Origin of the sequence: Pseudoalteromonas luteoviolacea (assembly GCF_018100925.1) — a bacterium.
Lineage (GTDB): Bacteria > Pseudomonadota > Gammaproteobacteria > Enterobacterales > Alteromonadaceae > Pseudoalteromonas > Pseudoalteromonas obscura.
Genome location: NZ_JAGJEH010000004.1, coordinates 321307 through 335249, shown reverse-complemented (window position 1 = coordinate 335249; position 13943 = coordinate 321307). Strand labels below are relative to the sequence as shown.

At 40.0% G+C, this 13943-nt stretch carries 10 protein-coding genes; 3 read left to right on the top strand and 7 right to left on the bottom strand.

The window, feature by feature from the left end; translation table 11 throughout:
• Window positions 1–88 precede the first annotated feature (88 nt).
• Window positions 89–1855: a winged helix-turn-helix domain-containing protein gene (locus J8M00_RS10475; protein WP_211010191.1), complete on the top strand. Its 1767-nt coding sequence runs from the start codon at window positions 89–91 to the stop codon at window positions 1853–1855.
• 31 nt (window positions 1856–1886) lie between these two features.
• Here the strand turns inward: J8M00_RS10475 and J8M00_RS10470 are convergent, their stop codons facing one another.
• The gene (locus J8M00_RS10470; RefSeq protein ID WP_211010190.1) at window positions 1887–2765 is read right to left on the bottom strand and encodes a LysR family transcriptional regulator; all 879 of its coding nucleotides are present in this window, start codon (window positions 2763–2765) and stop codon (window positions 1887–1889) included.
• 112 nt (window positions 2766–2877) lie between these two features.
• Between J8M00_RS10470 and J8M00_RS10465 the strand changes: the two genes are divergently transcribed.
• Window positions 2878–3480, top strand: coding sequence for a short chain dehydrogenase (locus J8M00_RS10465; protein WP_211010189.1), 603 nt, complete (start codon window positions 2878–2880; stop codon window positions 3478–3480).
• A gap of 598 nt (window positions 3481–4078) precedes the next feature.
• Complete coding sequence (locus J8M00_RS10460) at window positions 4079–4444, top strand: VOC family protein (protein ID WP_023401619.1); 366 nt, start codon at window positions 4079–4081, stop codon at window positions 4442–4444.
• Here J8M00_RS10460 and J8M00_RS10455 read toward each other — a convergent pair.
• The 6 genes from J8M00_RS10455 to J8M00_RS10430 all read right to left on the bottom strand — a co-directional run bounded on the left by J8M00_RS10455 (window position 4441) and on the right by J8M00_RS10430 (window position 13875).
• Window positions 4441–5532, bottom strand: a complete 1092-nt coding sequence (locus J8M00_RS10455; RefSeq protein WP_211010188.1) for a TfuA-like protein — start codon at window positions 5530–5532, stop codon at window positions 4441–4443. The two genes, J8M00_RS10460 and J8M00_RS10455, sit on opposite strands and share 4 nt — an antisense overlap.
• Window positions 5529–6758 carry a YcaO-like family protein gene (locus J8M00_RS10450; protein ID WP_211010187.1) on the bottom strand — a complete coding sequence of 410 codons (1230 nt, stop codon included), beginning with the start codon at window positions 6756–6758 and terminating at the stop codon, window positions 5529–5531. The genes J8M00_RS10455 and J8M00_RS10450 overlap by 4 nt, the downstream gene beginning before the upstream one ends.
• Window positions 6759–6807: 49 nt before the next feature.
• Complete coding sequence (locus J8M00_RS10445) at window positions 6808–7671, bottom strand: hypothetical protein (RefSeq protein ID WP_211010186.1); 864 nt, start codon at window positions 7669–7671, stop codon at window positions 6808–6810.
• 14 nt (window positions 7672–7685) lie between these two features.
• Window positions 7686–11735, bottom strand: a complete 4050-nt coding sequence (locus J8M00_RS10440) for a protein kinase domain-containing protein (RefSeq protein WP_211010185.1) — start codon at window positions 11733–11735, stop codon at window positions 7686–7688.
• A gap of 543 nt (window positions 11736–12278) precedes the next feature.
• Window positions 12279–12794 (bottom strand): hypothetical protein, encoded by a 516-nt coding sequence (locus J8M00_RS10435; RefSeq protein ID WP_023401624.1) that lies wholly within the window; start codon window positions 12792–12794, stop codon window positions 12279–12281.
• A 295-nt stretch (window positions 12795–13089) separates the two neighbouring features.
• Window positions 13090–13875, bottom strand: coding sequence for a nucleoside-binding protein (locus tag J8M00_RS10430; RefSeq protein WP_211010184.1), 786 nt, complete (start codon window positions 13873–13875; stop codon window positions 13090–13092).
• Between the last annotated feature and the right edge of the window lie 68 nt (window positions 13876–13943).

Below are 13943 nucleotides of genomic sequence, written 5' to 3'. Positions count from 1 at the left end.
AAAACGGTTATTGATGTAATGAAAAACGAATAATATAAATCTTAAATTTGTCTTAAAAAAATAAAAAGCAATAAAAACAAAATCTAATATGAATTCAGAGCCAGAAAGTATTCGAGTTGGGAAGTGGGTTGTAATACCTAAATTAAACAAAATACAGCTTACGGCTTCGCCTAACGTATATGTTGTGACGCCAAAAGTGATGGCGCTTCTTACGACCTTGATTGAACATCGCAATAGCCCTTTAAGCGTTGATGAGCTTGCCCAACGAGTTTGGCCGGACAGAGTGGTGTCAGACAATTCTGTCTATCAAGCGGTAGCAATGCTTAGAAAAGTGCTCAATGAAGAAAGCGACATTGACTATATTGAACGCATTTCTGGTCAAGGGTATCGGCTGTCTACTGAAATTGACGTGTTCAATTTAGACTCCAACGTGGTTGATAAAAAGACACACGCGTATCTGTATGTAGGGGCCATATTTACGTTATTTTTAATTTTGCTGGCTATCTATGTGTTTGGCCAAAAAAATCAAGCTGATTCAAAAAGTGACCCTCACTTTGAAGCTGTATCTTTAGCTGAGCACCTTACTAAATCTAAACTTCCTGAGAGAATTACCAAGGCGAAACAAATTTATACGGAAGTTTTGGAAGTAAGTCCTGAGCATGCTGTGGCGATGAGTGGTTTATGTAATACGCATATGGCTTTAGCAATATATGGCTCACTGCCTGAATCACGGGTAGATGCTTTATGCCGACCACTTTTATTTAAGGCATTAGAGCTTGATAGCAACAATGCAGATGTACTTACTTCGCTAGCAAGATTAGAGACCCTGAGTAGAAAGTTTGATCAAGCGAAAGTGTATTTTGACCAAGCACTTTCTTTGTCAAATGAATCACCCATGCTTTGGCATTGGTACGGACGCTTTCACCGAGAGAAAAACAATCTAGATAAAGCGCTAGATGCCCATTTAAAAGCATTTAGGCTAGCCCCTAACAACCCTACGGTGCTAAGAGGATTAGCATACACCTACTTGAATCGTCGAGATTTAAAAAATGCACGAAAGTATTTTGAGCGTAGTGTTGAAATCGCGCCCCATGTTAAACACATTGCGCTTTATCAATTAGATTTTTACCTGCTAAACAAGCAAAGAGCGAAAGCGTATAAAGCTTGGTACGAAAAACACATGACAGAGTACAGTCGAGTGTATCCTTTGCATAAGCTCTCGCATATTTTGTTTTTACTGAGTACTGGAAACTTAGAAGAAGCAATACAAAAATCGGAAGAAATCCAAATAACGCGGCAAAACGTGACGTCATTTAACCTATACGTACGTGCAGGGTTAAAGTGGTACCAACAAGATAAACAGGGCGCAATTGATTTATTAAAGCAGCGATATTTACTGGCCCCAGAAGACAATCACTATGCAATGCCATATATCATGGGGCTTTATCAAACTAGGCAGTATAGTGTCGCAAAGCAGCTATTTGAAAAGCACTTTAATTCAGTTAGCAGATTGAATCGAAACGTTAGCGAACATGTTGGTGTTTATTTGCTTTATGCAATGATTTTGAAGAAGGTGGAAAACAGGCGTAAGGTGCAGGAAATAAGGGCACTTATTGCTGAACATTTAAATGGGCCGACGAAATTGGATATTCGATATCAACCTTTTTGGTATTCCCTAAACGAAGATCCTGAACAATTAACTACGTCAATATTCAAGTTATTGGATAGTGGATGGTTGCCAGATACCAATGACAACATCTTTGCTGTAGAAATGTATAGTGAACTGATTCATGAAGTAGCATTACGAGATATGTGGCTAAATAAGTTGAAAAGTGCGCAAGCGGCTCTGCGTTAATCACTTATAAGCAAGAGCAACAAGCAAGTATTTAAGAAAACGCGCCCGTCAGGTATTCAATTAATTTTCGTTTAGCAGGGCTGAGTAATTGGCGGTGTGGATATACCAACGAAATGGGTAGAGGCTCGACTGTATAATCCGATAGAACTTGGACAAGTTCACCAGTTGATAGATGCGCGTCAACAATCTGAAGGGGCAGATAGGCTATGCCAAGTCCTGCACGCGCCATTTCGCAAAGTGCTGAATCATCATTTACATCATATTGCCCATCTACTTTTACAGTGAAAGAACGTTTGTGCTCTTTGAATGCCCAGCGCTTAGGGTGTGTGAGCATTGTATTTATCAAGCAATTGTGTTGCGGTAACTCTTTCGGATGATTGAGCTGGCCATGTGTATTCAAATACTCTGGACTTGCGACCAAAGCGAGTTTCAGCTCAGAGATACTTCTGGCGACTAGATTGGAGTCTTCCAATTGTCCGACTCTAATCGCAAAGTCATAACCTTCTTCTACGAGATTAATGGTTCGATTAATTTGGGTGATTGAAATTGAAATTTCAGGGTGTTTCTTTAGTAGTGAGGTATATAAGGGGGTAAGTACCACTTTACTGAGGATTGGCGGGACTGTGAGTTGAATATGGTCACTGTAAACTACATCGCCTTTATGAATTGCTTCCAACGCCTGCACACTGTCTGTTATTTCAGATATTTTTGTAAGATATTGACGTCCATCTGCTGTGAGTGTAACTGAACGGGTAGTTCTTTGCAGTAACCTCACGCCAAAGTGTTTTTCAAGTTCGTTCACTTGGCGACTTACCGCAGAAGTGACTAAGTTCAGTTGGTCTGCGGCTTGGCTAAAACTACCTAACTCACACACCTTTTGGAATACCAACATAGATTTAAATAGATTCATTGTGCATTAAAAGTGAAAAGAGAGTTTATTTCTTCATTATTTATCATATTTACTGAATTATCTACACTGCATTCATCAAAGCAAAGCAACATATTAAATTTGGAGAATGACTATGAAAGTTTTATTGATTGGCGCAACAGGTACTATTGGCAAAGCGGTCCATGCGCGTTTAGCACAATCGCATGAAGTGCTCACAGTAGGTCATAAAGATGGTGAATTTCAGGTGGATTTACAAAGTAAATTGTCAATTCAGGCGCTGTTTGAAAAAGTGGGAAAAGTAGATGCCATAATTTCAACCACAGGTATGGCCGCCTTTGCTCCATTAAATGAGTTAACTGATGAGCAGTATCAGCTAGGTTGGCAAAATAAACTGATGGGTCAAATCAATTTGTATAGAGTCGGAGCCGGTTTTGTCAACGCAGGTGGCAGTATAACTTTGACCTCAGGCATGCTTTCAGAGGAACCTATGGTTGGCTCTGCTTCCATCAGTGCGGTCAATGGTGCACTCAACGCTTTTGTAAAAGCCGCAGCTTTAGAGTTGGGTGATTCTTTAAGAATAAACACAGTAAGCCCTATATTTGTAAAAGAAACTATGGAAATGATGGGTATGGATAGCAGCACGGGTATGTCGGCTGCAAATACGGCAGTTACTTATCAAGCGGCGGTAGAAGGGGTTATGACAGGGCAGGTGCTTGATGTGAGGGATTTCGTTTAAATACTAGATTACAAAAATTCTTGTATATAAATAAACGGGATAAAAGGCCTAGGTACTTGTATTTATAAGTGCCTAGAAGGGTCAAAATATAGAACCCTTGTTAGTTACTGTTGTCTATTTTAAAGGTTTAGCTCGAATTCCTAGCCTAACTGGCACATTGTACAATCTTTGCCTGATTGCCTGATTGCCTGATTGCCTGATTGCCGCGAGATATGACAGAGCTAGGGAACGAAAACTCTTGCCGTTTTTGATTGGGATTGATTTTCGTGAATAGTCAAATACGATAGTTCCAAGATCTTGGCTTTTAAGCTGCGCCATTTTGGTTTCGTATAGGAATTAATAGGTATAACTCCGTTAGAATTTTTTGAGACGGCCATACTTTGTTTGAAGTACTGTTTTTTATTTATGCATTTGTGTGGAAATGAGAAGAGAGCTTTAAAAATGAACAAAACGCGTGTTGATATCGACAGAGCAGAAGAGTTGTGATTGAACTGTATGCTTATAAATTGAAAACATTACTTTTAAAATCATGTGTATATTGAATTACGGACCCATTTTAATTAAATTATGAACTTCAATAAAATAATGAGAGAAAAATATGTTAAAGCTTTTTGCATTGCAAGTTAGTGTTCATGACGTAGAAGCCGCGAGAGATTTTTATGTTAATGGACTTGGTTTTGAGGTCATAGGAGATGATCTGTTACCGCAAGCTATGTATGTGAAAAAAGATGATTTAACAATTATCTTAAATAAAGTTGAGCAGCCAAAGGAGATCACATACCCAGACCAATCTCAAATGATCATTAATCTCGTCACGACTGATCTTGAAGGCGCGCTAGCTGATTTGAAAGCAAAAAATTTAAATTTGCTGCATGAAAGTGCGCAAGAATGTCCTGTTGCACACTATATTGCTGTTGCAGATCCAAGTGGAAATGTAATTGAAATCATTCAAATGAAAGATTAGTTCAACTTATCCAGTTCACCTGAACTTAAAATTTCATCGATAGCGAAACTGGACTGATCACTGAGTTTCGCTTTCAAAAGATCTAAAGCTGTTTCCCGTTCAATAAACTGAATAAACTCGTCAGGCGTAAGAGATAAACTATCTAAACGTTTTCCAAGTTTATTGAAATCCGTTTGTCCATTACTGCTACATGCCCATTTTTGCGCAATTTTGTGCATCGTTGGTAGCGTTTCTTCCTTTGAAACTTCACTTATGAGTTTTTTGGCTAAATAGCGGCTTAAGATTTGAGTTTCGTAGCCATCATGGTTTATTGCCGTATTGGACAGTAAATGACTAGAATAATACGGTGCTTTTTCTTCTACGTTGAATTCGTCTAGCATCATTTGCCAAGCGTCAGTAAAGCTAAAGTCAAAGTCAGGCGCAGCAGGAAATACCGACCTGCTTTCGGTTGTTGTCTTGATAAGCTCCAGCGCTTTAAATGCATCAAGCTTTTTCAACGAAGGGGCATTGCTTGCAAATTGAACGAACAGCTTTAAGCTTTCTTCCTCAAGGAATTGGGCTGCTGTTTCGAATACAAGTGTATAGGTACGATAGGGGTACCATGTTTCTTTCAATTTACCTTCTATAGATGTAGCTACTTCGTCACTGATAATTCCTGCTTTAACGCTGGACTTAAGCGTGAATTTTATATCTACAAGAGCTTCTGAAATATGCCCGTATCCATATGATTTATCAGTATGAAGTAAAGTAACTTCGTCATCATCTTCAATTTTCCCAGAATCAAAGGATTCAAAAACTTCACCAACCCCAATCATGCCATACAAAGCAAGCTCAGTTGCGCGTAAAGCGCCCATACTCGAGCATCCAATTACTACGACCTTATTGTCAATTGCGTCCAGTATTTCCTTGTGCCAAACAGCTGGATGCTGCTCAAATGTTCCGTCAATAAGCAAAATAATATCTGGTTTTAGCGCTTTCGCCTTAAGTATATCTCCTTGTTTTGCGGGAGGAAGGACAGACGCGTCGGGGAGTACTGAAATAACCTCACTTTCAGAGATTGTTGGCCCAGCAAATACAATTACCTTCATGGAATGAGACTCTCTGTGTTTAATTGTGCTACATGTTTTGCCCGTGTGCCAAAAATGTATCCTGGGGTGTCATGAATTCCCTCTAAGTTTGGCGCAATCACTCTGACAACAGGGATCTGGTATTTTGATTTGGTTAAATCAATATAAACGGGATTGATATCACAATGTTTGAGCTTGAGAAGAACATGATTAAGATCATCTTCGATGGTTTCACTTTGAAAGCTAGCTAGCGTATTAAAGTCTAGTTGATGCTCAGGCTCATCTTGTAGGAGTTTACGTAGCTCAGACATAGCCTCTAATTGACGTTTAGACTCATATTTGGCGAGGTTAATATCGTCTCGAGAGCCAGAGATAAGAGTGAGCCTCGTTTGGATCGCTTCAGTTATTGCTCTGGAAAGTGCGACGTTAGCATTTGGGTGTGTTCCAGCTCCTGAGGCCGAATATAGGGGTCTATATGGGTTTTCTTGTTCATCAATGATGGTTGCTAAAAAAGTTGGAACACCAATATCGCTGGTAATATCCCATAAAGCACACAATACACCTGCACTTGAGAGTTTTGACAGTAGCTCAGAGATAGAGCTGTCTGTAATCGTTTTTAAATCTACGCGTTTGATTTGGTATTTATGACTCTCTTTCAATGACCATAAGCACAGTGCATCTCGTTCAATCACCTCACACAACCCATGAAGCTGTGCCTCTTCTATGGTGTTACCAGAGGCAAGTCCATTGGTACTCATTTGAAAAACGCCGCTGCCAGCAGGCAATGGCAGTGTATAATCGCAATGTACCAAGTCATAGGGTACATATAAAGCACGCTTGTCATCGAAGGCTTCAGCTGCAATCCAAAGGCGTTTTTCTTTTGGGCAAAACGGCTTCACACTCAATTTAGGCAGTGAGGTTATCTCTACGAAGGAGTGATCCTGCTTTAACTCGTTATAACTCATAAACTTAAGTGGCAAGTCTATATTCTCGGCATGATAAGTCTCGATAGCTTCCATGGCCGCTGAGACCTTAGCCGCAGCTAGTGTTGCCCCTTTGCCCTGTGAAACTGCCACGGCTTTAGAATTTGGACGACAGGCGGTTGCAACAGGGACACCGATATTATCTAAGCCAGTTACATTTGCGATGCGAGTGATCCCCATTGTTTTGAGCGTGGGAGAGATTTTATCTAGTGTTTGCTGAGGGCTTAGGACACGATGCGTGCCTTCAAAATACTGTTTTTTCATTTTTCCAACTTGAGAAGGCCCCATCGAAAACAGGGCCTCATTGACTTAGTTAGTCTTTTTTCATAGTGCGTAAGTTAGCGATATAACATGCAGCGCCTAAAAGGTGAGGTGCCATATCACGCGGGTTTATTGCCCCGATCTGGGCGTTTGTATCACCATAATAGCGTTCTAGATACTGACCTGTATGCTCTTTTTTCAGTTCATCTAACTTCAATGCTTCATTTTTGTCGTCCTCATTAGGCACATATTTATCAACATTGTCGAGTTCTTCTTTACTGATATAGCTGATCTGGTATCCATATAAGTCATCAATACCTCTAATTCTTTCAGGGTTCTTGAACGATACGATGTATAAGTTTTCTTCTTCGATTGGAGCACTTAACTGATGTTCAAACTCGTGAGGTACAGGGTAGATAGGATCAAATGAATTGGATACAAGTTGAATTGGAATATCAAGACCCGAATTTAAAAGTCTTGCAAAGTTAGGGTCGTTTGCATTTAGGCGATTCAGTTGGATCACACGTAAATCAATCATGTAACCTGGTTTTAACGGCGCTTGTCCCGCAAATGTAGTAGGTAGCTTGTCTTTTGCTTCGGCAAGGTTCCAAGGGATCACTTTTGTCACCGCAGGACCCATTAAATTGAGTGGGAATAGGTTGTCTTCGTTTAGGAAGAACTTATGAATATCTTGCTCTGAGTGCACCCACTCGATAAGACGTGAACCCTGTGTATAGAAATCTACGTCTAGGTATACAATTTCGCCATTTTGTCTTAGCACAAACATATTGTGTGCTACTTGACGCCATTGCTCTGCAATTTGTTCTTCAGTTAAACCCTGAGCTACTTTTGGCGCATTTGAAGTTCTAAAAATATCATTTCTAGAACTTGGTTTATTGTTTTGTGCTTGAGACATCTTGTATTTCCTTTTTATAGGTATTTAGATTGAATTAATGCATCCGTAATATCTATCAAATGTTGGTTGTCGCTGTTTTTACTATATGTTTCTAGTAAAGACTGCAATTGAGAACCTAAGAACATTTGGTTGACATCACATAGGGAGTGGCAAATCTGTTTCAATTTAGGTTGGTACATTTCCCGCGCCTGTGAATCCTGTGCGGACAATGAAATGAGCTGCGCATACGCAATCCAACTGAAAGGAAAAGAATATGTTTTGCTGAGCTCTTTCCAAATAGCAAAGCAACATTCTAATTGCTCGATGGCTTCAGTCGGGTTGCCGCGTTTAAATGCAACCCATGCCAAATTGGCGTGTGCAGCTGCTTTGTAATCGTCCATATCCGTTTCTTGGCTATATTTAAGTGCCAAGGTTGCACAAGCGAGTGTTTTATCCACATCTTGCGCCAGTCGATATGAAATCGTTTGATAAGTAATACAGCGAGTTAAAGTAACCTTGTCGTTAAGCTTTTTCGCGATTTCAATTGCTTGGTTCAACTTATCGATGGCGGCATCATGCCTTTTATTTAATGAGAGTGAAAAGCCGTTGACGAACAGCGCATAAGCGTAAAGCGACGTATCGGCGGTTGCTTTAGCTGAGTTTTCCGCTAACTGGGCAATGTGCAGATCATCGTCGCCAAGAATGTATCTATTTTCACGAAACTTCAGGTGTAATAAATCATCGTAAAATTTTGCTTTCACGGCGTCAGTTCCAATTAGCTCTACAACCGGAGACGTTTGATCAACTAATCTACTCATTGATGATTTATTACCGAGCCAATAATTGACATATAGCTGAGCACTTTTTAACGACAGCCACAACTGCCACCAGCTGTTGTTTTGTGGTGATTGAGAGTGTGGAAGTGTTTCCAGTATGTTGTCGGCAATTTCATATTGTTCCAATGCATCACCGTGTTGATGAACGATTTCAAACGTTTTTCCAAGGGTCAAGTAGGTTTGTACTGTTAGCTCGTTGAAGTCACTGTGGGCCAGCTTATCAGTAAGCTGGTTCAAATAAATTCGGGCTTTTTCCTGTTGGCCAATTTGCGAGTGGTTGTGCCCTAATCGGTACAAACTCTGTAAGTATATATCGTCACTATTTAATTTTTGTGACCCACTCAACGTAAGCGTTTTATCGAAAAACGTGATTGCCTCGTCAAGTGAATACTTAGCCTCGGCATATTTAGCTGATTTGTAATACCATAAACGAGCTTGGGAAATGTCGTTGGCCGCTTCGTAGTGTCTGGCAACTTCAGAACTAAGCGTTGGATCTTGAGTAACTTCTTGTTCTATTACTTTTGCGGCTTTCAAATGCCATTTTATTAGATGGTTTTTGTCGATTGAGTCGTACGATACGTCTTTGATCAGCGCGTGCCTGAAAATATAATTGTCTGAGTGTGCTTGGCGTTGTTTAACTAAAATTCCTTGCTCGACTAACAATTGAAGATCGGCAGACAGTTGAGATTCTGTAATATCAACAAGGTTAAATAAACGTTGATGTTCGAATTCGCGTCCAAGCAGAGCGGCTCTTTGAACTGTGTCTTTTGCAAAGCCTAATGATTCCAAATTACTTTGCAGTGACTCCCTTAAAGTCAACGGCACTTGAGCAATGTGCTCAGGGCTTGAGAAGCAGTATTCACCGTGTTTGAGCTCAACATATTCCTTTTGTTTGAGCATACCAACTAACTCTTCAATAAATAAAGGTACACCATCGGCGCGACTGATCAAGGTATTATGTAGCTCATTGGAAACGGGTTTATTTGAAAAAAGTTTGCTAATAAACTCGCGCGCATCAGGCTCACTTAGTTTGGCCAATGTCAAAGAGGTATAAGAAATTTTGTTTGCCAATGATTTAGGCAACTTTTCCCTTGATGTGGCTATCACGACGCTATCGGATGTAAGCTGCGGCGTTGCATATTTAAGAAACTCTAATGTGGTATTATCGGCCCAGTGAAGGTCTTCTATAACAAGGCAATTGCGCTTCGGGCCAAAACTTTTTGGAGAAAAAAGCAAAGAATACAAAGATAAAAAAAGCAGCTCTTTTTGCATTTGTGCTGAGCTTGGACTTCGAAGTTGTTTACCGTCTAATTTAATATTGAGCCAAATGAGTAAAGACGACAGTGCTTGGTCTAAGTTAACTTGCTCAATTTTGTCTGACAGCGTACTTTTAAAAAGGTGGTAAGCCTCATGGCTACTGAGCTTTTCAAGCCCGAACTTGTGTTTTACTAAATTTAAAATAGGGTAGAGTGCATTGTTTTGGTGTTCGGGTAAACATTGTGCCAGCTGGTAAGCAAAATCGGCATTTCTATTTGTTATTTCTAACAGCAGACGAGATTTCCCCATGCCTGCTTCGCCCTCAATATGAATAAGGCGGCTGTCAGAACCAATGCCATTAAACACAGTCTGGATCTGTGCGAGCTCTTGTTGGCGGCCTATAAATTCATGGCTGCTTCGTGTGCCTCTCAAGAATCCAAATGCTTCCGCTTTACGCTCCCCAATAAGTGAGAATACTTGCTCAGGATGATAGGTCTGTCCTAACTTTAACTGAACATACTGTTCAAGCTCACAATACGGTTCAAGCAATGCAGTGGTGTCATTGCTACATAGGATCTGCTTTTCTTTGGCTGTTCTAGCCAAAGTCATTGCAGCGCTGGCAACGTACCCTTCAGGCGTTGCGTTCGCATAGGTTAAAAACATGCCTGTGTGCATGCCAATATGAATGTTTAGCTGGGCGCCATGGGCTTCTCTCATTAAGGCATTTCGTGTTGCAAGCTCACTGAGAATTTCCAAAGCACTTCTGGCGCAAAGACGTGCGTCATTATCGCTGCTTGTCGGGTAACCGAAGTAAAATAGTGAAGTATCTGAAATACTGCCGACGTGATATGCGCCAAACCTTGATGCAACATCAATAAAGTGGTTTCGCTGAGATTTAAATAAAGTATCTAAAACTTCTAAATCGTGTTTTCTGTTGTCGACAAAGCTGGTGCTAAAACGAATGGCGAGCACCGTAATTTGCTTTTTTTCGCTACTAACTGTTTGAATGCTAGCCGGTGACAAAGCGGTGGCGTCTTCGGGCCGAAAAACAACGGTTTCATCGTCAAAGTTTGGATGATTTGCTGTTGGTGCTGCGAGCCCCACTAAATTTGACATATTAATGGACTTTAATTCATCAAATATTTCGGCACCGGTTACAACTCGCTCTGAGACATCTTTTTTTAGGACGCGTCTAAGTAACTCAGAAATAGGGTGGCTAAGAATAGCACTCGGCAAGGGAATATGAACTTCGCTAAGCTGTTTATGATAAATGGCGGCGACGCTTGTACCATTCATAGCTGGTGAGCCAGTTAAACATTCAAGGAACACCAAACCCCAGACATATAAGTCAGTTTTGGTCGTAGCAGGCTCTCCGCGCAATTGCTCTGGTGAACTATAAGAGGGGGTGCCTAGCGTTTCTTGTGTGAGTGTTAGTGTTCTAAAGTCTGATTGTCTATTGTCCTGAGTAAAAGTGCCGATACCAAAGTCTAAAATTTTAACATGCAACTTAGCCCCGGCTCTGGTAAGCATAATGTTGGCAGGCTTGATGTCTCTATGAACAATGCATTTGTCATGGGCATGTATCAGCGCATCCAATACTTGAAGCATAATATCAGTCGCTTCCAATGCCTCGAATGCACCATCTATTAGCAAATGCTCACGTAGTGATCGTCCTTCGACAAACTCGAAAACACCGTAAAGCAGGTCTTCGTCAATCTGTCCTTTATTGAGTAATCGAACTATATTCGGATGCTCTAGTCGGCTACTTAAGTCAGTTTCTCGTTTAAACCTATCAATATACCTTTGCTTTTTTTGTTCGTCGAAGTGCTGGTCAATAGCCAAAAACTTGATGGCGACATATTGACCAGTATTTACTTGCCTCGCTTTAAAGACTTTCCCGAAGCCACCTTCACCTATTTTATTTAACAACTCATATCTTGAAGATTCAAAGCGTTCAAGAATGTGGGAATCAGAGAATTGAGTTAATGACATGATTGTAAACAGCTTCTTTTCATTTAAGTTTGTGTCTTTATTGCGATATACAACTGACGTATGAAAACGAATTAATAGCAGAGGTATAGCAAACGTAACTAATATAAGAGAACAAATTATAACTATTGCTTTTTCTAACGCTAGTCTTTTCGGTATCGCTGTGTGGGCACTCATCTTTTAGTATTAAAAAAGAATCATCATATATCTTTGTCTAATGAAAAAGATAGTTATTTTATTTATAAAAAATCAATAAACTCATCAGGGGTACACCTTATTTTCCACAAAATGCCATCACAGTAAATACCTGTGTAATATAGTGTAATAAAATGCTGTACATCCTAAAGGTGGGTCGAGTTTATATGAGAAAGGTGGATTTGAATTGTTTGTTTAAAGTGCAATACTGACAAAGTAAAGCACGGTGAACTTTGATATTTATTGCGACCTATAAACAAAAAATATGATCACAAAATTGCATTAGTGAGATGAGGGTGTATTAATTTTGCTCAATAGTACGAAAATAGCAATAATATAGAGAGGGTGTTGCTAGGCAATCACCTTTATTAATACACTCATATCAGTCACGCCAGCTTCTTTCATCGCATCTTTAACATTTTTTATCATGTCAAAATACTGAGTTTGTAGCTGCAAAAAGTACTGGTTTCTTTGATCGTAAAACGCTTTTTGAGCCTCGTCATTGTGATCAATTTTTGCGTTTAGCTCTGCAACTTCTTGCTTAACAAGATCTAGCTCTTCCTTCATTTCTTCTAAGCGCTCTAACATTCTGCGAATGTGGTCGGGTAAATCGCCATACTTATCTTCGTTTTTTTCTTGGGCTTCTCGGCCTGAAAGTTTTTCTTTTTCCTCGTGAGACAGCTTATGAGCCCCTTCTAATTCTGAAGGTTTTTCAGTTTTCTCAGTATTTTTGGCTTCTTCAGATGATTGAGAGGCGTCTTCATTTTGCTCGGCAGCAGCCGCTTGTTCTCTCTCTTTCGCTTTGTTCATGAGATCCGTTGCTAGCATATGGCCATAAGCCACACTCATTTCATGTAATAAGTTCATCAAAAAGTCCTTGATATAACAGCCAGTAAAAAGTAGACGGGTATACGATACCGAAGTAGTTATCGGCGAAGTGACGAAATACTTTAGACAAAAATAATAATTATGTATTGGTTCAATAAGACCTGACGATGACCCCAGTATGTTATTACAAATATATACTTTGCTAATTAAAGATGAGTTAGTTTGGGTATTAGTCTAGTGTTGCTATGTACACTATATCCGGTAGGTTTTGATAAGAGCGCAAACCGTGGCGCACATTGGGGTGTACGCCTAGAATAAATTCACAACAGAGCTGTTAGAACGTCCAAGCCACATGCACTTGAGGTACAGATTCGTTTGTATCAGTGCCAAGCTTGTTGCGCCAGTATTGCCACTCTACACCTAAATACAACTGATTTGATGGCATCTCTAAAGCGTGACCTAGATCCCAACGAATAATCGGCTGAGCTAACAGCCAACCTTTTACATCTGAGCCTGTTTCACTTTCACGTTCAGCTATGTACTCTACATGGCCTGTTACTTCAAACTTTTGATTACCTATAGTAAATGGGTACCCCCATGCGATGTCTATCATCCAGCTATTGGTTTGCGCTGGCGCTCCGCCTTTTGTAAGGCCTTCGCTGTCATCAATATAGGCAGTAAATAAAGTAGAAAGAAATGAAAACCCTTTAACATCCCAAGAAACTTTTAATCCCGGCAGGTATTTCATAACTTTGGAGTCACCAGCCATATTGAACCCGGCAACAATGCCAATATCTTTGATATAACGACTTTTAATGTCTAAGCCGCCTATTTTGCTTAAGCTGAAGTTGGAATACCACTCACCATAAAAGTCTCTGTCTTGATAATTGTCGTCGAGATCATCAACGAGATAGTCAACGAAAAAGAAATTATCGCCGTATTTATAACCCGAGCTATGTTGCAATGAATATACTGTTGTACTTGCTTCATTCGTACTAAATGGATTTTTAAAGTCACCATGGTTTAGGTGGAGCTGTGTGTTACTCCAATCCGCAGAAAATGCTGTTGAGGACGCACAAGTCAAAGCAGAGATGAATGTCAGAGAGCGTATTTTATTCATTAATATATCTTCAAAGTTGATAAACCTTGTAATTATATATTAAGTAATTGAATTATGTGAATTGAATG